The sequence below is a fragment of the Bacillus sp. URHA0034 genome, assembly GCF_056280405.1.
The window spans coordinates 1,224,729-1,244,390 of sequence record NZ_JBWCDK010000002.1; the positions used below are offsets into that span (position 1 = coordinate 1,224,729).

General features: G+C 39.5%; 22 protein-coding genes and 1 other annotated feature. All 22 genes read right to left on the reverse strand.

Annotation, left to right across the window (positions count from 1 at the left end; translation table 11 throughout):
* Positions 1-29: 29 nt before the first annotated feature.
* Positions 30-1,334, reverse strand: a complete 1,305-nt coding sequence (locus tag ACZ9EE_RS07955) for a uracil-xanthine permease family protein (protein ID WP_476026092.1) — start codon at positions 1,332-1,334, stop codon at positions 30-32.
* A 168-nt stretch (positions 1,335-1,502) separates the two neighbouring features.
* Positions 1,503-2,045 carry a bifunctional pyr operon transcriptional regulator/uracil phosphoribosyltransferase PyrR gene (gene pyrR / locus ACZ9EE_RS07960; RefSeq protein ID WP_215040725.1) on the reverse strand — a complete coding sequence of 181 codons (543 nt, stop codon included), beginning with the start codon at positions 2,043-2,045 and terminating at the stop codon, positions 1,503-1,505.
* A gap of 189 nt (positions 2,046-2,234) precedes the next feature.
* The gene (locus ACZ9EE_RS07965) at positions 2,235-3,140 is read right to left on the reverse strand and encodes an RluA family pseudouridine synthase (protein ID WP_476026093.1); all 906 of its coding nucleotides are present in this window, start codon (positions 3,138-3,140) and stop codon (positions 2,235-2,237) included.
* Complete coding sequence (gene lspA, locus ACZ9EE_RS07970) at positions 3,112-3,603, reverse strand: signal peptidase II (protein ID WP_476026094.1); 492 nt, start codon at positions 3,601-3,603, stop codon at positions 3,112-3,114. The genes ACZ9EE_RS07965 and lspA overlap by 29 nt, the downstream gene beginning before the upstream one ends.
* 98 nt (positions 3,604-3,701) lie before the next feature.
* Positions 3,702-3,995, reverse strand: a complete 294-nt coding sequence (locus tag ACZ9EE_RS07975) for a hypothetical protein (protein ID WP_476026095.1) — start codon at positions 3,993-3,995, stop codon at positions 3,702-3,704.
* Between the two features lie 185 nt (positions 3,996-4,180).
* Complete coding sequence (gene ileS, locus ACZ9EE_RS07980; RefSeq protein WP_476026096.1) at positions 4,181-6,952, reverse strand: isoleucine--tRNA ligase; 2,772 nt, start codon at positions 6,950-6,952, stop codon at positions 4,181-4,183.
* 74 nt (positions 6,953-7,026) lie between these two features.
* Positions 7,027-7,263: a binding site (T-box leader), on the reverse strand.
* Between the two features lie 50 nt (positions 7,264-7,313).
* Positions 7,314-7,829, reverse strand: coding sequence for a DivIVA domain-containing protein (locus ACZ9EE_RS07985; RefSeq protein WP_144562822.1), 516 nt, complete (start codon positions 7,827-7,829; stop codon positions 7,314-7,316).
* Positions 7,830-7,913: 84 nt separating this feature from the next.
* Positions 7,914-8,687, reverse strand: a complete 774-nt coding sequence (locus ACZ9EE_RS07990; protein WP_476026097.1) for a YlmH family RNA-binding protein — start codon at positions 8,685-8,687, stop codon at positions 7,914-7,916.
* Positions 8,688-8,714: 27 nt separating this feature from the next.
* Entirely contained in the window at positions 8,715-8,978 is a 264-nt protein-coding gene (locus tag ACZ9EE_RS07995; protein WP_476026098.1) for a YggT family protein, read from the reverse strand.
* A 5-nt stretch (positions 8,979-8,983) separates the two neighbouring features.
* A complete protein-coding gene (locus ACZ9EE_RS08000) occupies positions 8,984-9,445 on the reverse strand; it encodes a cell division protein SepF (RefSeq protein WP_476026099.1) in 462 nt (153 codons plus the stop codon).
* A 12-nt stretch (positions 9,446-9,457) separates the two neighbouring features.
* Positions 9,458-10,135, reverse strand: coding sequence for a YggS family pyridoxal phosphate-dependent enzyme (locus ACZ9EE_RS08005; protein ID WP_476026100.1), 678 nt, complete (start codon positions 10,133-10,135; stop codon positions 9,458-9,460).
* A 9-nt stretch (positions 10,136-10,144) separates the two neighbouring features.
* Positions 10,145-10,960, reverse strand: coding sequence for a peptidoglycan editing factor PgeF (pgeF, locus tag ACZ9EE_RS08010; RefSeq protein ID WP_476026101.1), 816 nt, complete (start codon positions 10,958-10,960; stop codon positions 10,145-10,147).
* Positions 10,961-11,028: 68 nt separating this feature from the next.
* Entirely contained in the window at positions 11,029-11,298 is a 270-nt protein-coding gene (locus tag ACZ9EE_RS08015) for a YlmC/YmxH family sporulation protein (protein ID WP_476026102.1), read from the reverse strand.
* A gap of 89 nt (positions 11,299-11,387) precedes the next feature.
* Complete coding sequence (gene sigG, locus ACZ9EE_RS08020; RefSeq protein ID WP_215040714.1) at positions 11,388-12,167, reverse strand: RNA polymerase sporulation sigma factor SigG; 780 nt, start codon at positions 12,165-12,167, stop codon at positions 11,388-11,390.
* Positions 12,168-12,384: 217 nt separating this feature from the next.
* Positions 12,385-13,104 (reverse strand): RNA polymerase sporulation sigma factor SigE, encoded by a 720-nt coding sequence (gene sigE / locus ACZ9EE_RS08025; protein ID WP_476026103.1) that lies wholly within the window; start codon positions 13,102-13,104, stop codon positions 12,385-12,387.
* A gap of 45 nt (positions 13,105-13,149) precedes the next feature.
* Positions 13,150-14,091 carry a sigma-E processing peptidase SpoIIGA gene (gene spoIIGA, locus ACZ9EE_RS08030; protein WP_476026104.1) on the reverse strand — a complete coding sequence of 314 codons (942 nt, stop codon included), beginning with the start codon at positions 14,089-14,091 and terminating at the stop codon, positions 13,150-13,152.
* 213 nt (positions 14,092-14,304) lie between these two features.
* Positions 14,305-15,438 (reverse strand): cell division protein FtsZ, encoded by a 1,134-nt coding sequence (gene ftsZ, locus ACZ9EE_RS08035; protein ID WP_476026105.1) that lies wholly within the window; start codon positions 15,436-15,438, stop codon positions 14,305-14,307.
* Positions 15,439-15,472: 34 nt separating this feature from the next.
* A complete protein-coding gene (ftsA, locus tag ACZ9EE_RS08040) occupies positions 15,473-16,777 on the reverse strand; it encodes a cell division protein FtsA (protein ID WP_476026106.1) in 1,305 nt (434 codons plus the stop codon).
* A 122-nt stretch (positions 16,778-16,899) separates the two neighbouring features.
* Positions 16,900-17,262: a small basic family protein gene (locus ACZ9EE_RS08045; RefSeq protein WP_476026107.1), complete on the reverse strand. Its 363-nt coding sequence runs from the start codon at positions 17,260-17,262 to the stop codon at positions 16,900-16,902.
* The gene (locus ACZ9EE_RS08050) at positions 17,262-17,996 is read right to left on the reverse strand and encodes a DUF881 domain-containing protein (protein WP_476026108.1); all 735 of its coding nucleotides are present in this window, start codon (positions 17,994-17,996) and stop codon (positions 17,262-17,264) included. The genes ACZ9EE_RS08045 and ACZ9EE_RS08050 overlap by 1 nt, the downstream gene beginning before the upstream one ends.
* 44 nt (positions 17,997-18,040) lie before the next feature.
* A complete protein-coding gene (locus ACZ9EE_RS08055; RefSeq protein WP_476026109.1) occupies positions 18,041-18,769 on the reverse strand; it encodes a DUF881 domain-containing protein in 729 nt (242 codons plus the stop codon).
* Entirely contained in the window at positions 18,748-19,518 is a 771-nt protein-coding gene (locus ACZ9EE_RS08060) for a cell division protein FtsQ/DivIB (RefSeq protein ID WP_476026110.1), read from the reverse strand. The genes ACZ9EE_RS08055 and ACZ9EE_RS08060 overlap by 22 nt, the downstream gene beginning before the upstream one ends.
* Positions 19,519-19,662: the final 144 nt, after the last annotated feature.

The window sequence follows — 19,662 nt, forward strand, 5'->3', positions numbered from 1 at the left end:
TGGACTTCCTTTAAAAGGTTATCTTGTATTTATGCAGTTTTCTCATTTACTTCTTCAGCTTCAAACATATTCTCTTCTGCCTCTTGTCTTCCAGGTAGAATTAGGTTTAACAGTACTCCGATAATGGCTGCTAACGCCATCCCTTGGATTTGAATATTATAAGGAAGCTTCACAATCGCTCCGCCAATTCCAAGAACTAAGATCACGGAGGAGATGACAAGGTTTCGTTTGTCGCCGAAGTCAATTTTACTATCCACCAACATTCTTAAGCCTGATGATGCGATAATTCCGAAGAGCAAGATGGATACACCACCCATGACTGGTGTCGGGATTGTTTGGATTAAGGCTGTTACCTTGCCAATAAACCCGAAGATAATCGCGAAGATTGCAGCACCGGCAATAACGTAAACACTGTATACACGGGTAATGGCTAAGACACCGATATTTTCACCGTAAGTTGTTTTTGGTGGTCCACCGATTAAGGCTGAAATGATTGTAGCTGTTCCATCACCTAAGATGGAGCGATGTAAACCTGGATTTTTAATATAGTCACGTCCTACAACCTTACTAAGAACAAGCTGGTGACCGATGTGTTCCGATAAAGTAACTATCGCAATTGGGACAACCAATGCGACAATGTCCCATGAAAATTTCAGTTTATAAGTGACAAACGGGATCACGAATTTCGGCAATTCAAACCAGTGTGCATTTAGGACTGGAGTGAAATCGACAATCCCGACTATTAACGCATAGACATAACCGATAACAATCCCCGCTAAGATTGGAATCACACTAAAAATCTTTTTAGCGAAGATTGAGAAAATGATGGTCGCTGCCAAGGTAACAAGGGCCACCGAGAAATGAAGCATACTATATTTTCCTGCCGTGTTGTTCATCGCGTTTCCAACTGCATTACCGGAAAGAGCAAGACCGATTACCATAATGACAGGGCCTACCACTATTGGCGGCAGTAAATTCATGATCCAGCGATGACCTGACCTGCTAATTACGATAGCGACAATTCCATAAACAAGACCGGCAATGAAGGTTCCAGCCATCGCTGCACCAGCTCCGCCTGTTTCATAAAGAATTTTAATTGGTGCTATATAAGCAAAAGATGAGCCCAAATATGCGGGTACTTTTCCTTTTGTAATTAAGAGAAACGCCAGCGTTCCTAAACCACTCGAGATTAAGGCAAGTGCTGGACTTAGTCCAATTAGATATGGTACAAGTATTGTCGCTCCAAACATGGAGAATAAGTGCTGTAAACTTAAGGTAAACCATTGTCCTGGTTTTGGAATATCTTTTACATCTAAAATTGGTTTGTTACTCATTGTTTCTCCCCCATTAACTATGGTTGTTTATCTTTATTGTCTTCTTTTCAGCCATAAAAAAACCCTCTTGTGTACATGAGGGTACAAAGAGGGTATAGAAATGCCAATCGTTAATGGCTTTTCCCCTTTGTCAGCCTCACAGGACTGCCTTTTAAAAGGGCATGCTATTTATTTGTCAAAAATACCTACTTGATCAATTTTATCTACTTCCACTAGTTCGACTACAATTTTTTCGTCACTGGATGTTGGTACATTTTTACCTACATAATCAGCTCTGACAGGAAGTTCACGATGCCCTCTGTCTACTAGGACTGCAAGCTGAATCGCGGCCGGCCGGCCAAAGTCCATCAGTGCATCAAGTCCTGCTCTGACCGTTCTTCCAGTATATAACACATCATCAACCAGAATAACAATCTTATCACTGATATCCACTGGTATATCTGAACCCTTCACAAGCGGCTCTTGGTTGTCTGTTTTTTTTGTTAAATCATCCCGATAAAGGGTTATATCAATTTCACCCACTGGGATTGGATTTCCTTCAATTTCCTCTATTCTTGAGGCTAGGCGTTTCGCCAAATAGATTCCCCTTGTACGAATACCTACAAGCACACATTCCTCAATCCCTTTATTTTTTTCGATAATTTGATGAGCAATCCTCGTAAGTGCCCGATTAATGGCTTGTTCATCAAGGACCAGAGCTTTTTGGTTCATTTTACACCTACTTTATTATCTTAAAATAAAAAACCTCTCACCGATATTGGCGAGAGGTAGATAAGTTAATTTCAGTTAAAGGCACAGTACGCCTATAACTTAACCGTCTCCTTCTCAGCCTCACGGGACTGATTTAAAGGCTTATTAAACTATACTCATAGTACCCCATATTTGGGCTATCGTCAATTATTATTTACGAAGTTGTTCAAGAAGACGTTCAAAATCTTCTGGCAGAGGCGCCTCAAATTCTAAATATTCTTTTGTTCTTGGATGGGTAAATCCAAGGATACCGGCATGTAAGGCCTGCCCGTCAATATCTAATGTTTTTCTCGGACCATACTTTGGATCACCAGCAAGCGGGTAGCCGATATATTTCATATGCACACGGATTTGATGCGTCCTGCCTGTCTCTAATTGACATTCCACAAAGGTAAAATCCTTAAAACGTTCGATTACATGAAAATGAGTAACCGCATGTTTGCCGTTATCGACAACTGCCATACTTTGTCTATCTTTTGTATCCCTGGCAAGCGGCGCATCAATGGTACCAAAATCATGAGGAATGACTCCGTGAACAATCGCTTTATATTTACGGGTAACCGTCTTCTCCACCAATTGATTTACAAGGCTTTCATGTGCCATATCATTTTTCGCAACCATTAATAGTCCAGATGTATCTTTATCAATTCGATGGACAATCCCTGGTCGTAATACTCCATTGATACCGGATAAATCCTTACAGTGTGCCATTAGTCCATTAACAAGCGTTCCAGTCATGTGCCCAGGTGCTGGATGAACCACCATTCCGCGCGGCTTATTTACCACTAATACATCTTTATCTTCGTAATAGAATTCTAAATCCATTTCTTCCGGAATGACATCTAGTTCTTCTGGATCCGGGATATTAATTTCAATTTCATCGTTTAAACTGCATTTATAATTAGTTTTAACGGGTTGTCCATTTACCAAGACATTCCCATTCTTAATCCATTGCTGAACCTGTGTTCGTGACCATTCTTCGTCTAAACCTGAGATGACCTTATCAATTCGGTCCCCTTTTTGATCTTCAAGAATGGTGTGTTCCATTTTCTCCATATGATTTCTCCTTTGATCCCCGCTCATCTAGCAGCATTTGAATCATTAACAAAATGACGCCGATTACGAGTGAAGAATCGGCAATATTAAAGACTGGAAAGTTATAGTTAAAAATATACGCATGGATAAAATCAACTACTTCTTTTCTCATAACACGATCAATAAAATTACCAATCGCACCTCCAAGCATCAATGCTAAAGAAACTCCCAATAGCATTTTACCTCGTGCGGCTTTTTGCAGATAAAAGATAATTCCGACAATAACCACAATGGTAATAACATAAAAAAGCCACATTTGGCCTTGGAGGATTCCCCATGCAGCTCCGCGATTACGGTGAGAAGTAATATACAAAACATTATTGATGATTGGTATACTCTCGCCTAATAACATGTTGTTTACGATTAACCATTTTGTAAATTGGTCTAATAATATTACAAAAATTGCGATTAAGTAATAAAACACTTACGATACCTCCACATTAAGCTGACTAGAGTCAGCAGTACGCTTTTCTAATCTCCTTTGCATTTTAGCATACTTAATCGCATAACGACAATGTAACATTACAAAAAAGCAGTGGAAAGGGGCTTTTTGTAAAAGAGTTCTAAGTCCTCTGTGTCTTTAATCGACCTGATGGTGGGAATCATCTTAAGTAAATCATCAGGGATAAATTCACCAGAGATTTCACATTGGCCAAATTTCCCATCCTCTACCTTTTGGATAGCCGCATTAATGTCTTGAAGCTCTGCCTTCAATATAGAGGTGAGCCACTGTTGCTTTTGTTTCTTAAGAGAGTTCTCAATTTCTTCCTTTGTTTGACGGAGTTCTAAAAACAGCTTTTCCTGCATGGCATTCATAGTTGTTACCTCCGTTATTTGTCATTTGTAATATTATCTCCTTAGTTTCATTCCTGACACGGTAAAACAATTGACAACGACTACAACTATTAGTGAAAAAGGTAAATTTTAAAAATACGGATTTACCCGAATACTGTATAACGATATAGAAAAAGCCCCTCGCCTGCTGGCAAGGGGCTTACGCATTATGCTAGATGTGAATAATTTTCTTTAACAACACTTGCACAACGTGGACAAAGGGTACTATGCTCAGGGTCTTGACCCACCTCTGGTGTAACAATCCAGCATCGTTCACATGTTTCACCTTCTGCTTTTGTCACGACGATTGCGGCTGTTTCTAATTTCACAGCATCGTCAGGTGCCTGATCATATGATCCAGCCACTTCAAAAGCGGAGACAATAAACAACTGCTTCAGGTCTTCACTGATGGAATCCAACAGCGCTTTGGATTTTTCATTTACATATAACGTAACCTTTGCTGTTAAAGACTTACCGATTACTTTCTGATTACGGGCTTCTTCAAGGGCTTTTAACACATCATCACGGAGCGTCATGAAAGCGGACCATTTCTCCTCGAGTTCTTCTGCCCCTGCTAATTCCTGATACTCCGGCAGGTCTGTTAATTGGACACTTTCCTCTTTAACAGCCGGAATAAACTGCCAGACTTCGTCAGCTGTATGCGAAAGAATTGGAGAAACCAATTTAGTTAAGGCAAGCAGTGATTCATATAACACTGTTTGAATAGCTCGGCGCTCGTGATTATCGGCAGCCTCAATATAAAGAACATCCTTAGCAAAATCAAGATAGAATGCACTTAGATCTAAAGTACAGAAATTATTGACAGCATGATAAATGCCCGCAAACTCGTAGTTCTCATAAGCATTCCGTACATAGCTGATTAATTTATTCAGTTTCACAAGCATAAATTGATCCACTTCACGTAAATTAGCATAATCAACTTTGTTTACAGCTGGGTCAAAGTCAGCTAAGTTTCCTAATAAGAAACGGAAAGTGTTACGAATTTTACGGTATACCTCTGCCACTTGTTTTAAGATCGCATCTGATACACGAACATCTGACTGGTAGTCAACCGATGCTACCCAAAGCCGTAAAATATCGGCACCTAATTGATTCATAACCTTTGCTGGAACGACAACATTTCCAATTGATTTACTCATCTTTCTGCCTTCACCATCAAGCGCAAAGCCATGGCTTAGGACACCCTTGTATGGCGCCTTGCCCGTCACAGCAACAGCCGTTGATAACGATGAGTTAAACCAGCCGCGGTATTGGTCTGAACCTTCAAGATAAAGGTCTGCTGGTCTTACTAAATCCTCTCTCTCAAGCAATACTGCCTGATGAGATGAACCTGAATCAAACCAAACATCCATGATATCCGTTTCTTTTGTAAACGTACCATTTGGACTGCTAGGATGAGTAAAGCCTTCAGGAAGTAAATCTTTGGCTTCGCGTTCAAACCAGACATTCGAACCATGTTCACGGAAAAGGTTTGATACGTGTTCAATGGTTTCATCGGTGATAATTTCTTCACCATTTTCCGCATAGAATACAGGAATTGGAACACCCCAGACACGTTGGCGGGAAATACACCAATCCCCCCGGTCACGAACCATATTAAATAATCTTGTTTCTCCCCAGGCAGGGACCCATTGGGTTTCTTTTACTGCCTCTAATAGTTCATTCCGGAAATCCTTAATGGATGCAAACCATTGTGCCGTAGCACGGTAAATGACCGGCTTCTTTGTTCTCCAGTCATGTGGATAGGAGTGTGTAATAAACGATAGCTTTAACAATGCACCAGCGTCTTCTAGCGCTTGGACAATCGGTTTGTTGGCAGTATCATAGAACAAACCTTCAAAACCAACTGCCTCTGCCGTCATAACACCTTTATCATCCACAGGACATAACACATCTAGACCATATTTCTGACCAACATAGAAGTCATCTTCCCCGTGTCCAGGAGCGGTATGAACGCATCCAGTACCAGCATCAGTAGTAACGTGTTCACCTAACATAACTAAAGAATCACGGTTATACAATGGATGTGCAGCAATAATATATTCTAAATCAGCACCTTTTACTTTTTGGACAACTTCTGTTTCTTCCCAGCCTACTTCTTTTGTGAAAGCTTCTAATAAGCTTTCCGCCACCAGGTACTTATTTCCGTTAGTGGAAACCACTACATAGGTTAAGTCAGGATGTACAGAAATACCAAGGTTAGCCGGAATCGTCCAAGGGGTTGTTGTCCAGATGACAATTTGTGTATCGGTATCTAGGACACCCTTGCCATCTTTCACTTTAAAACCAACATAAATAGATGCGGATTTTTTATCTTGATATTCAATTTCAGCCTCAGCTAAAGCTGATTCACTGGATGGAGACCAATAAACCGGCTTCTTTCCTTTATAGATATAGCCTTTTTTCGCCATCTCGCCAAACACTTTAATTTGCTGTGCTTCATATTCAGGTTTTAGGGTAATGTATGGATTCTCCCAATCTCCCCTAACACCGAGACGCTTAAATTGAGTCCGCTGATTATCAATTTGCTCAAGAGCATACTTTGCGCAAAGCTCCCGGAATTCAGCAACCGTCATTTCTTTCCGTTTCACACCTTTGTTGGTTAAAGCCTGTTCAATCGGTAAACCGTGCGTATCCCAGCCAGGTACATATGGAGCATGATAACCGCTCATAGATTTGTAACGGACAATCATGTCTTTTAAAATTTTATTTAATGCATGCCCCATATGGATATCTCCATTAGCGTATGGCGGCCCATCATGGAGGACAAACATCGGACGTCCCTTTGTCCGATCTTGTACCTTTTGATAAATGTTCATTTCTTCCCATTTAGCCTGTAAGTCCGGTTCTCTTTGGGGAAGATTGCCACGCATCGGAAATTCCGTTTTTGGCATTAAAAGCGTGTCTTTATATTCCATTTTCCTTTTCCTCCTAAAATCCTTGTTCATAATAAGTATTGGGAATAGACAAATAAAAAAACCTTCTCATCCCAAATAGGGACGAGAAGGTTTTTTCCCGCGGTACCACCCTGATAGATAATACCCATTTGTACTATCCTCTTTACCATTCGTAACGTGAATAACACGCCTAAGCCTACTATCCCGATTGGGGTTTCAACCTGGAACTCGAGGGTGATCTTCCAATTTTTCAACTTTATCGGGCTTTCACCACCCCCGACTCGCTAGAAAAGTCTAGAGAAAAATTGTACTGTCCCTTTCATCGTCAATTTCCATTCTATTTACTATGTCTAAAAATTATATGCTAATAAAATGTATTTCGTCAAGCTAATGAATCTTCTTCTTCATGAATCTTTAACTCGGTTGCATCGACCTCATACTCTAATAAATGATCCCAATCATCTGTATTTAGCATATCGAGCTGTGCTTCAATCAACATTTTAAAACGGGTCCGGAAAACTTTAGATTGTTTCTTTAAATCTTCAATTTCAAGAGCAATCTTTCTTGCTTTTGAAAGGGATTCATTCACAATCCGATCTGCATTTTTCTCGGCTTCTTTTATGATCAGCTTTGCTTCCTTTTGGGCATTGCGTTTTACTTCTTCCCCAGCCTCTTGGGCAATAATGATGGATTTATTGAGTGTTTCTTCAATATTCACAAAATGGCCTAGACGGTCATTCATCTCATTGAGGCGTTCTTCCAATTCTCTTTTTTCTCTAAGTACAAGTTCATAATCCTTGATTACCTGGTCAAGGAATTCATTTACTTCATCTTCATCATACCCGCGAAATCCTTTATTAAACTCTTTATTATGAATATCTAACGGCGTTAACGGCATTAAAGCCACCTCCATGCATTCTGTACTTCAATATGTATAAGCAAATATTCGACAAGTTTTTCGAAAATCCTGCTTCATTTACAATTATTTTTGCTTTCCGATAATAACTCGCCATTTTTCCTTTTTTGTTTTGCCTTCTAACCCGATAATTTTTGCTCGTCCTTGCCCCCGGACCGAGAGCATATCACCCGCTTCACATGGAAAGGAAGGATTCTCGATTGAAGTCCAGTTCACTTTAACTAGTCCATGCTGAATTAAGGCTAGGGATTTTTGCCGGGAAAGATGATAAATCCCCGATATAACCGTGTCGAGCCGCAAGGATGATAATGTTAATTCATTCTCATCCCAAACCGTTGCCGCAGCAACGGCATTTTCGATATCTGTTTCAACTAATTTTACTCCTGCCCTGCCTATTGATTCGACATTGTTCTTTATATATTGACTTATCTCTTTAGCAGCAAAAAATTGAACCCGCCCCTCACTTATCAGAATGTCGCCAAATTTCCCACGTTTGAGACCTACAGACATGAGCGTCCCTAAAACCTGCCGGTGTTCAATCTTAACAAACTTTCGTGGGTATTCAATTTCAAATAAACTGATTTGAAAATCGTCTTCATTTGGGATTAAATAATCCGGATAAATGAGGGCTCTGTTTCTTTCTAAACCAGAAATCCCGCCAAAAAGCTGATATTTTACCTCACTATGCTCACCAAGCAGCATTTTAACAATATGCTGCTCTCTAGGGTCGAGAAAATCGGTCAGCTTAGGGGCGTATTGCTGCTCTACATTGCTTTTCCATTGTAAGACCTGATCAATAAATTCCCGTTCCTCTGGACGGAAATGCTGATAAATATTCATCCTAATTAACACAACCTATTTTCATTCTTATACAAGCCACCTGTAGACACTACCTAAACCGCTGGTGGCAAAATTCAAAACAAGGAACGCTACAATCGGAGAAATATCCATCATTCCAATTTGGGGAATGATTTTTCTAAATGGCTCTAAATAAGGTTCACAAATTCTTGCCAGAAATTGTCCAATCTTAGTTTCTCTTGCATTTGGAAACCAAGACATCAATATATATATAATTAACGCCCATGAATAAATATTGATTAATTGTATTAATAAATTAAAGATAAAAGCCATTCACATTACCACCTTGTATTAGGGTTATTGTGTTCAGGTAGGAAATCTGTAATATTCCCGGTGACTTCTACATTATCAGGAGTACATAAAAAAATACTTGAGCCGATCTTTTGAATATCTCCCCCGATCGCATAGACCACTCCGCTTAAGAAATCAACAATTTGACGGCCTTCGGTCTGGCCAATACTTTGCAGGTTTACGACCACTGCACGACGATTTTTCAAGTGATCGGCAATCTCTGTTGATTCTGAATACGTTATTGGCTCCAGAATCATAACCTTTGAGGATTTAGTTACATTAGTCGAACCGGCAGACTTTGGGATACTTTGAAAACTAACAACATTTGGACTTTTAACAGGCTGCTGTTTTTGTTTAACTGGAGCGGTCTTCTCTACTAATTCATCATTGTTATTATCATATTCATCATCTAAAAAGAAAAATGTTTTTAGTTTTGATTTAATCGTCATTTTCTTCTCTCCTTAACCGTCTTCACCGACAAGTGCTGTGCCAATTCTAATCATGGTTGCCCCTTCTTCAATAGCGATGCCGAAATCATTGGACATCCCCATTGAAAGATTTGAACATGGTGCAAACTCTAACTGAAGGCTCTGAACTTGATCGCGAAGCTCTCTTAATTTCCGAAAACAATCCCGAAGAATTTGCTCATTATCTGTTAATGGAGCCATTGTCATGAGTCCATCGACCACAATGTGTTCTAAGTTTGAAAGTGCCTTGATAAATGGAATAGCTTCTTCTAAAGAAAGGCCGTGTTTCGACGCTTCACCAGAAACATTGACTTGAACAAGACATTTTACTTGATGGTTTGCACGCTTATTTATTTCTTCTGCTAGGGATAAGCGGTCCAATGAATGAATATATTCAACCTTATCAATAATGTTTTTTACCTTGCGGGTTTGCAGTGTTCCAATATAATGCCATCTAGGCTTGTCCCGTAATACTTCCCACTTTTTTAAAAGACTGTCATCACGGTTTTCACCAAGATTACGAATACCTGCCCCCAGCGCTTCCTCGGCTCGTTCTATGCTGACATATTTAGTCACAGCAATCAAAGTCACGTCTTCACTGCTTCGATTTACTTTTTGGCAGGCATCATTTATTTGCAGGTTAATACGCTTTAGGTTTTCAGCTACTTTCATCGTGAATTACTACTCCTTCCAGCCAATAAAACTCATCATTCTTCCTGTTCTGCCTTTATCACGGCGGTGAGAGAAAAATTCCTCTTGGCCGCAGCTAGAACATAATCCTGTTTGAAGAATATTTTGCTCCGGAACACCGGATGCGAGAAGAATCCGTTTATTTAGTTCCTGTAAATTAAGGGAATATTGCCCTTCTTTAATTAAATTATAGGTGAACGCAGCGCCTTCTACTAGTGATTTTTCTACAAAATTAATAACATGTTGATCAACGATATAACATTTTTCGCAAATGGAGGGTCCAATTGCGACATAAATCTCCTCTGGCCTAATCCCCTCTTGGCCCCATGTGTCTATCATTTTCATGGCGATTTGACCAACGCTCCCTTTCCAGCCGGCGTGAGCGACTCCAATCATCTTTCTCTCAGGGGCAATAAAAAAAAGAGGGACACAGTCAGCAAAACAAAGTGTTAACAGGATTCCCTCTTCATCCGTATAAAATCCATCAGTGCCTTTAAAGGCATCTTCGTATGAATCGGATCCAATTCCACGATCTGTTTTTGTTATTTTCCTAAGGAGGGTATCGTGTGTTTGTTCCGCTCCAATCCAGCTGCTTAACGGGAACTGCAGCAATTCTGCGACTTTTTCTCTATTTGAACAAACAACAGGTAGCTCATCACCAACATGAAATCCAAGGTTTAGGGTCTTAAAGTTTCCCTTGCTCGTCCCGCCATTTTTGGTTGTGAAGCCGGCCGTCAATTTTGGGAAACGTCTCATCCAACTATCAATTGATAAATAGGATTGATTATTCTTAACAAAGGGTTCCATCAAATTACCTCTTTTGTTTTCTATAGTTTACCATGAAAAGAAATTTTGGTCACCGCAAATGAAAGATATTAAACTTCTGTGTTCTCCCCTATCATTTCAGTGCTGCCTTTATACCTAACCAGAATTACGTCATGGCCTATTTTAAGAATATTTTTCCATGGTATGATGATATCTTCATCTTTACCAAAAAAACCAAGAACCCTGCCGCCTCCAGAAATAATAACTGCCTCAATTTTCCCCGTTGTTAAATTTATATCGATATCCCCAATATTTCCAAGCCTTTTCCCATCCGATACATTTACGACGTCTTTTATTTGAAATTCCGAAATTTTCACCAAATCACCACTCCCGCTAACATACTAATATCACTATATGTTGCCACAAGCTATTTTATCTATAAAAAATAAAGCTGTCCGGTTGGACAGCTTTAGCTTTGAATATTTTTGTTCATTTGTCTAATCGCTGCTTTCTCAAGGCGTGAGACCTGTGCTTGAGAAATACCAATCTCATCTGCCACTTCCATTTGTGTTTTTCCTTGGAAAAACCGCTTTCTAAGGATCAGCTTTTCACGTTCGTTTAGTCTGCGCATGCCCTCCTTAAGGGCAATTTCTTCAATCCAATTAATATCTTTATTTTTTTCATCACTTAGCTGGTCCATTACATAAATGGGGTCACCGCCATCATTATAGATGGGTTCAAATAAGGAGACCGGATCTTGGATTGCATCCAAGGCAAAAACAATTTCCTCATGCGGTACTTCCAAGACCTTGGCAATTTCCTCTGCAGTTGGTTCACGTGAGGTCTCACTCATTAATCGTTCCCTCACCTGTAAAGCCTTATAGGCAATATCTCGTAAGGAACGCGACACACGAATTGGATTATTATCACGCAAATACCTTCGAATTTCTCCTATAATCATTGGTACGGCATAAGTGGAAAACTTTACGTTTTGACCTAAATCGAAGTTATCAATTGATTTCATGAGTCCAATACAGCCAACCTGAAACAAGTCATCAACAAACTCGCCACGATTGTTAAACCGCTGAATAACGCTAAGGACAAGGCGTAAATTACCGTTGACAAGCTTTTCACGAGCACTTATATCGCCCTCTTGCATTTGCTTGAAGAGTATTCTCATTTCTTCGTTCTTTAAAACAGGAAGTTTTGATGTGTCTACACCGCAAATTTCAACTTTATTTCGAGTCAATCCTTTTCCCTCCTCACAGGAGCTGCTGTACAAAAAACAGTATCTCCCCGAGAAGGAAAAATATGCACCTGCCCACATCATCGGGCAGGTGCATATTTGTCGAAAAATGCGTTGACATCCTGAATTGAAAAGGTTTTTGGGATGGAAAAATTTTTCTTTTATTATTACTCTTTATATTATTAACTACAAATAATCCGTTCTTAAATCCGGCTGTTTCCTAAACCATTTTATTGAATTCTTTCCGCAGTCTTTTGATTATTCTTTTTTCTAGTCTGGATATATAGGACTGGGATATCCCAAGCATGTCGGCAACATCCTTTTGGGTTTTTTCTTCCCCATTTGTCAGGCCAAACCTTAGCTCCATAATTTGCTTTTCACGATCAGTAAGCTGATGCAATGCTTTGGACAACAGCTTACGATCGACACTTGCTTCTAAATCTTTTGTGATAATATCATCGTCTGTTCCCAAAACATCTGATAAGAGCAGCTCGTTACCATCCCAATCGATGTTCAGCGGTTCATCAAACGATACTTCTGATCTTATTTTATTATTCCGTCTTAAGTACATTAGAATTTCATTTTCAATACATCTCGATGCATATGTAGCTAGTTTTATTTTCTTTTCTGGATTAAACGTGTTGACTGCTTTGATCAATCCAATTGTTCCAATACTAATCAGATCTTCAATATTGATGCCTGTATTCTCAAATTTTCTCGCAATGTACACAACAAGACGAAGATTTCGTTCAATTAGGATTGATCTGGCTGCCTTATCACCGCCAGGAAGCTTTTTCAACAAGACCTCTTCTTCGTCCTTACTCAAAGGAGGTGGTAAAGCTTCGCTTCCGCCGATGTAATAAACTTCATCCGTTTTAATTCCCAGTTTGATTAGTATTTTATACCAATAGTAAGTTAAGCGGAATCTCCATTTTTTCATATTTGTTCCTCCTTCTAAAATATGTTTTGATTGAGTATAGTTATATTAACTTACCTTCACAGCCCCTCCCTGCCGCTTAGGTCCTGTCAGCATTTTGGGATGAACGATACATTGGAAGGCATCATCAGCCGAGAGCTGCTGCATCGTAAACGAAACAAGCCCCTTTTCACATACATATTGATCAGTGTTATGGTCGATTAAAATTAGATCGGGTTTAATGGCAATAATCAGCTGATGCTCTTGTCCGACCACTCGGCAGGGAATGATTCTTAACCTATTCTGCCAATCATCAGGCATATCCTGACTTCCTAATATGAACTGTTCTGGATCGGCCGCTGCCAGCCTGCGAATTGATTCTGGAACAGCTTCACTTTGGCTTTTCAGAGAAACAAACATAACAGGGAGTTTAGACAACGGATCATACAGCTGATTTCCACTGTCAACCAATCCCTTAAAATGCATCATTTCGTCGGCGATATGGAGTTGAACACTGACAATTTGCTCAAATTGAATTTTGGTCATTTCCATACCTTCTACATTTTTTCTTGCGAAGTGCCAGGCCAGCGGAAAACCGATAAGTACAAACAACCAGCTAATCGGGTCACCAAATCCCTTCACACTTGACGACATCACCTTTACGGACAGCTCTGAATCTGATTGAATAAAATAATGGGCACCCATTAAGCCTCCGCCAATTAAAAAAGTAGAAACATATAGCGTCATTAAGGCCTTAAAGAAAAAGGTGAATCGTTTAAATCCAAAAGTGCAAAGTACCATCAACATCGAACAAATAAGTTTTGAGATAGGATGGCTGGTATAGGCATTTAGTGGTGTAAACGATAATAAAATGATCAATGAACCTATAAACCCACCGGCAAGTAATCTCCAAATCTGTATTCTTCTTTTAAGAAATATAGCCGTTAAGTAAAGGAGAAGGCTATCGAATAACAAATTTAGAGCCCAAATTACATCAAGATAAACTGCCAAGCCAGCTTCCTCCTTAATTCAGCTACGGCTTATTTTCTATTCTTCTGTTTACGAAAAAGTATAACGTACTTTACTAGCGGAAGTGTGTCACTTTCTGTAATCAAAAAATCAGAAATTTTCACAAAAGCCAACGGAATTTGTCATATGTATATAGTTGAATAAATGAAAGAGGCGCAGTCCCTAGTGGAACTGCGCCTCTTTCATTTAAAAATATTATCTTCTTCTATTCCGATTACGTAGGAAAGTTGGGATATCTAATGCATCCTCTTGAGAAACATTAGTATTGCGGACTGGTTCCTGTGGAGCTTCTTCACGTTTGTGTTCTCTCTTAGCAGGGTTGACAGTCGTTTTTACTTGCCCAAAAGATGGCCGTGTCACTTTTGGCTGAGCTACTTCTTCATTGAAGCCAGTTGCAATAACCGTAACAATAATTTCGTCTTTTAGAGTTTCATTGATAACAGAACCGAAGATCATATTTACCTCTTGATCGGTTGCTGTTGCAACGATATCGGCAGCTTCTTGAACCTCGTAAAGGCTTAAGTTAGATCCACCGGTAATATTCATTAACACACCTTGAGCTCCGTCGATTGATGTCTCTAGAAGAGGTGAATTGATAGCCTTTTTGGCGGCTTCAGTTGCACGATTCTCACCTGCAGCAACACCGATACCCATTAAAGCAGATCCTTTATTGGACATAATGGTTTTTACGTCAGCAAAGTCCAAGTTAATTAATCCTGGTGTAGCAATTAAATCAGAAATACCCTGCACACCTTGACGCAATACGTTATCTGCTTCACGGAATGCCTCAAGCATTGGCGTACTTTTATCAACAATTTCAAGAAGACGGTCATTTGGTATCACAATCAGTGTATCAACTGCTTCTTTCATTGAGCCAATACCACCAGAAGCCTGGTTTGAACGCTTTTTACCTTCGAAGGTAAATGGGCGTGTGACAACACCAACTGTTAAGGCACCTAAATCGCGGGCGATTTGCGCAATAACCGGTGCTGCACCAGTTCCAGTTCCTCCGCCCATCCCAGCTGTTACAAAGACCATATCGGCACCTCTTAGCGCCTCTTCAATTTGTTCTTTGCTTTCTTCTGCAGCCTTTTTACCTACTTCTGGATTCGCACCTGCACCAAGACCGCGGGTCAGCTTGGCGCCAATCTGCATTTTAACTTCTGCTTTTGATAGATTTAAGGCTTGAGCATCTGTATTAACGGCGATAAATTCCACGCCTTGAACTCCATGTTCAATCATTCGGTTTACTGCATTATTGCCTCCGCCGCCAACTCCGATTACTTTTATTGTTGCAAGAGAATCTAAATTTGTATCAAATTCTAACATGACAAATCCTCCTAATTCGTCGATTTACTTTTCCTTATTCGAAAAAGTAACCAAGGAATTTTTTTACTTTTGATGACATTTTTTCTTCAGGTTGTTTTTCTACCTTAGTTTTAGGTTGATGTTGTTTTGGTATTCTTTTTTCGATTGGCTCAGAAACCGTCACCGCAGAGGTTGTGGATCCTTTGGTTCCCCCTGGTAATCTAGCATTCTTATAAGCATACTTAATTAAGCCAACCGCTGTTGTATATTGAGGTTCTCTTACACCTATATAGTCAGGTGAGGCAATACGGACTGGATTTTGGAACATATCTTGAGCAAGTTCCAATAAGCCTTGCATTTTTGCTGATCCGCCTGTTAAGACAAAACCACCAGGCAAATCCATGACACCCATACGTTTCAATTCATTTGCGATCAGTTCAAAAATTTCTTCCATTCTAGCTTCTATAATTTCAGACACATAGAGTTGGTTAAATTGCTGATGCTGGTCACTGCCGATGATTGGTACGCTGAAGAACTCATCTTCCGAGGCATTATCATAGAAGGCATGTCCATATCTTATCTTAATATTTTCAGCATTCTCTGTCGAGGTATGCAAAACTTTAGAAAGATCATTTGTTAGAAGATCCCCGCCAACTGGAATCACACTGGTTGCTTTTAAGAATCCTTCTTCAAACACAGCAATGGTAGTGGACCCGCCGCCGATATCGATCATGGCTACACCCAGATTCTTCTCATCCCTTGATAAGGCAAAATCTCCTGCTGCCAAAGGCTGCAGGATAATGTCTAAAATTTCAAGGCCTGCACGTTCCACACAGCGTAAGGTGTTAATGATTATCGATTTAGAGCCAGTAATCAAGGTTCCTTCCATTTCAAGACGAACACCAATCATCCCGCGAGGATCATTAATTTCATCCTTACCATCAAGAATAAATTGTTTTCGAATAACACCAATGTTTTCTCTTTCGGGTGGTATGGAACCGACATGAGATGCCTCAATTACACGAATGACATCCTCATTTGTTATTTCCCGGTTTTGGCTTGAAACTGCCACAATACCGTGACAGTTATGAAGCATGATGTCTCTTCCTGATATACCGACCACTACTTCGCGGATTTCCATTCCGATCATTCTTTCTGCCTGCTCAATTGCCCGCTTAATAGAATGAACGGTATCATCCATGTCAACAATCGACCCTTTTCGTAAACCTTCAGATTTAACATTTCCAACACCAATTATGTTTAACGTGTCTTTTCCAGAGTCATTGACCATTTCACCAATGATTACTTTTACACTGGATGTACCGATGTCAAGACTAACATATATTTCATTGCTGTTCATTCTATGGCACCTCCTTTTAATCTCCTTGGGAAGAACAACAATTTCTTATTTGTCCTATACTAGTTTCATAGTCATATCTTATAAAATTATTCGTCACAACTACATATTTCCCTTTAAAAAATTCAACTTTTTTCTATTTTTTCTTTGTTTGTTGACCATTTTGTCAATAATATTCTTCGAATCACGGCAATATTTTGAAACAATCTGACACCAAACGCAAAAACTGCTGCTAAATACAAGTCTACACCAAGATGAACACCGAGAAAAGCTAAACTTGCTGCCAAAACAATATTAAAAAAGAATCCTGATACAAACACCTTTTCATCATAAATATTTTGCAGGTATGCTCTAATTCCTCCGAAAAGTGTGTCAAAAGCTGCCAGAATAGCAATCGACAAATAATTGGAATACTCCTCCGGAATTCGAATTTCAGTCAGTAACCCAAGGATGATACCAATTACCAGTCCCATAAACGGGAGCCACATCAGGAACCGCCTCCTTCTTTAATCGGCTCCAAGTACTTAACCCGGATCGAATTATCATAAGCAGGTATAGTAATGTCGGGATTTGATGCCGAAACCTCAAGTCTTAAGCTTTCAGTGAAAAATTCATCCCTCGCTTTTGATACCTTCATCCGATTTGATAATTTTTCAGCAGTATTCATATCATCGACGCCTGCTTTAATCTCAATTGGCAGTCCTTTTAGGGTATGCCCATCAATTTTTGTTTCTCCATTTATATCTCTAATGACAGTGGTATTAATGACCCTTTGGCCATCGATTGCCACGTATTTAGCTTCATACATATTCAGTTCATTTAATAACCTTTTTAAAAGCTCAGGTGAAACCGAATCATTCACAGGGGCTCCTAGCTGAACATCTTCCATCACTGGTTCAATTAAAAGGGTTATCCCAGGACCAGTGATGTCCGTTTTTCCGGCCTCCACTTTTAACTCCTGTATGGTATCCTTTAAGGCCTGCTCCTTACTTTGTGTTCGCTTAGATTCATAGGCTGATAGTTTTACTTCATTGGAACGAATCTCACTAAGTAAATTAGATTGTAGTTCTTTTTCCTTTAGGAGTGCTTCACGAAGCTGCCATATATCTCGCGTATCCCGTTCCACCACTGGTTTCTTCACTGTTTGAAATTGAATCGCAATCATAAATCCAACCAAGGCTGCTATTAAGGTAAAGCTTATATTTATCTTTCGCTTGTCCACTTATTTCACCTGACCTTCTCCATCCATTTGATTGTGGACATAAATTAGCTGCCTAAGATTGGACTAAGGACGATTTCATCTTCCTTTTCCAATGAAAAAACCACATTGTCATTTACTAATTGATCCTTCACTCCACCTGTTAGGTTTAATGAAGAAGAAAGAACATCCGGATCACCTATTGCCGTAATAACAAACGGTGCTGGATACGGCATCCCATCAACTGTAATAACTGGTCCATTACAGACAATGTAGGAATGGCTTGTCAGCCTCTGCCCGTTTATGGCTACAGCTTCAGCACCTGAGATATACAGTTCGTTGACCACTTTAAAGACATGCTGTTCATGAACAAGGTAATTGTTAACATTGTCTTCGTCTGGGTCATAGGCTCCATCTGAAAGCGTCACTCGCACGCCTTTCCCCCTAGCCTTTACCTTTCCAAGGAACATCCGATATTTTTCTGCATCCTCTGCTAGATTTAGGAAAACTTGAGTCTCCTTAGAAAGATTTTTTTCATTTTCTAGAACCTTATTCTGCTTCTGATTTAATTCCTTTTGCAGCTTGCGATTGGTTTCCTCTTGAGCAATTAATTGGTTTCTTAACCCTAGGGTTTCTTCATATTGAGTACCTGAAAGATTCCGTTTTTCATTTTGAAGTTTAATTTGTGTAAGGTGATACGAAAAAGCAACCATAAACCCCAAAACTAAGCAAACGAGTGACAAGATAAAGTGCTTCCCCTTCACCTTTATCTTATTCACCTTTTTTTTCCTCCACATCCCGGTCCAAAAGCCTTAAAGTAGGAACCTACTTCCAAGTCGATTAATCCTTTCTTTGAAGGATCTAATTGGCTAACGATGGAAGGATAATGAACCATCTTTTCTGAAAAACTTCTTAGCGTTGCGCTGACTTCAAAGCCGTCATTCATAAATAAGGAAATATGATACTGATCAGTTTTTTTCGGAGAATAATGTATTTCAGAAATGGAGTTTGTAATCTCAATTGGAAGTTTTTCTAACTCTTTTACCATTAGGTTAAGGACTGAGCCTTCCTTGAATTCGAAAAGAATCGGAGAATTAACTGGGATTATTTCCGTTTTACTGTCCTTTAAAATCTTACCGTTTTCCAAAATTGGAAGGTAGTTTTTACCGCTTTTAAGGTAGGCAACTCTGTTATGTTCTTTCACTTGGATTTCAATTGAATTAGGCCATTTTATCTGAACTGTTGCCTTTTTGATCTCTGATAAATGGTTAAGTTTTGAAGCAACATTACTTTTTTTCACTTTCCAAATATTCGATTGCGTTGTGATACCACTTGCCTTAATGATTTCATTATTAGAATAGACTTCATTCCCTGTCACAATTATATGTTTTACATGACTTAATGGAGATTGGGAATAGGCAACAACAACTATTATTGTAAAGAACAAAATGAGCAGGAGTACAAGACGTCTGTTTGCCTTTCGTCGTCTTTGCTCCTTCAGTTTTGGTATCCGATCCTCAAGAGCAACGATTTTACCATTTTCCATCCATAACTCTCCTCCAAAAGAAAAGCGTGAGCGCTACTTGCGCGCCTAAGTTATAGTTTACAAAATATGTATTAGACTTTAAAACTATAAGCAGTTGCCCCAAAGCTTGTCCATTTTGCACAATGGTCACTATAAAGAGAAACA

Bases quoted from the DNA above. Each gene is read 5' to 3' on its own strand.
- ACZ9EE_RS07965 (WP_476026093.1), bottom strand. From the start codon at position 3,140: ATGGAGAAAATGGAACACACCATTCTTGAAGATCAAAAAGGGGACCGA.
- ACZ9EE_RS08005 (WP_476026100.1), bottom strand. From the start codon at position 10,135: ATGAAAGTAGCTGAAAACCTAAAGCGTATTAACCTGCAAATAAATGAT.
- ACZ9EE_RS08055 (WP_476026109.1), bottom strand. From the start codon at position 18,769: ATGTGGAGGAAAAAAAAGGTGAATAAGATAAAGGTGAAGGGGAAGCAC.
- ACZ9EE_RS07985 (WP_144562822.1), bottom strand. From the start codon at position 7,829: ATGCCGTTAACGCCGTTAGATATTCATAATAAAGAGTTTAATAAAGGA.
- ACZ9EE_RS08045 (WP_476026107.1), bottom strand. From the start codon at position 17,262: ATGTGGCTCCCGTTTATGGGACTGGTAATTGGTATCATCCTTGGGTTA.
- pgeF (WP_476026101.1), bottom strand. From the start codon at position 10,960: ATGGAACCCTTTGTTAAGAATAATCAATCCTATTTATCAATTGATAGT.
- sigE (WP_476026103.1), bottom strand. From the start codon at position 13,104: ATGAAAAAATGGAGATTCCGCTTAACTTACTATTGGTATAAAATACTA.
- pyrR (WP_215040725.1), bottom strand. From the start codon at position 2,045: ATGAACCAAAAAGCTCTGGTCCTTGATGAACAAGCCATTAATCGGGCA.
- ACZ9EE_RS07990 (WP_476026097.1), bottom strand. From the start codon at position 8,687: ATGAATATTTATCAGCATTTCCGTCCAGAGGAACGGGAATTTATTGAT.
- ACZ9EE_RS07975 (WP_476026095.1), bottom strand. From the start codon at position 3,995: ATGAATGCCATGCAGGAAAAGCTGTTTTTAGAACTCCGTCAAACAAAG.
- ACZ9EE_RS08060 (WP_476026110.1), bottom strand. From the start codon at position 19,518: ATGGAAAATGGTAAAATCGTTGCTCTTGAGGATCGGATACCAAAACTG.
- ACZ9EE_RS07995 (WP_476026098.1), bottom strand. From the start codon at position 8,978: ATGGCTTTTATCTTTAATTTATTAATACAATTAATCAATATTTATTCA.
- ileS (WP_476026096.1), bottom strand. From the start codon at position 6,952: ATGGAATATAAAGACACGCTTTTAATGCCAAAAACGGAATTTCCGATG.
- ftsZ (WP_476026105.1), bottom strand. From the start codon at position 15,438: ATGTTAGAATTTGATACAAATTTAGATTCTCTTGCAACAATAAAAGTA.
- ACZ9EE_RS07955 (WP_476026092.1), bottom strand. From the start codon at position 1,334: ATGAGTAACAAACCAATTTTAGATGTAAAAGATATTCCAAAACCAGGA.
- ftsA (WP_476026106.1), bottom strand. From the start codon at position 16,777: ATGAACAGCAATGAAATATATGTTAGTCTTGACATCGGTACATCCAGT.
- ACZ9EE_RS08000 (WP_476026099.1), bottom strand. From the start codon at position 9,445: ATGACGATTAAATCAAAACTAAAAACATTTTTCTTTTTAGATGATGAA.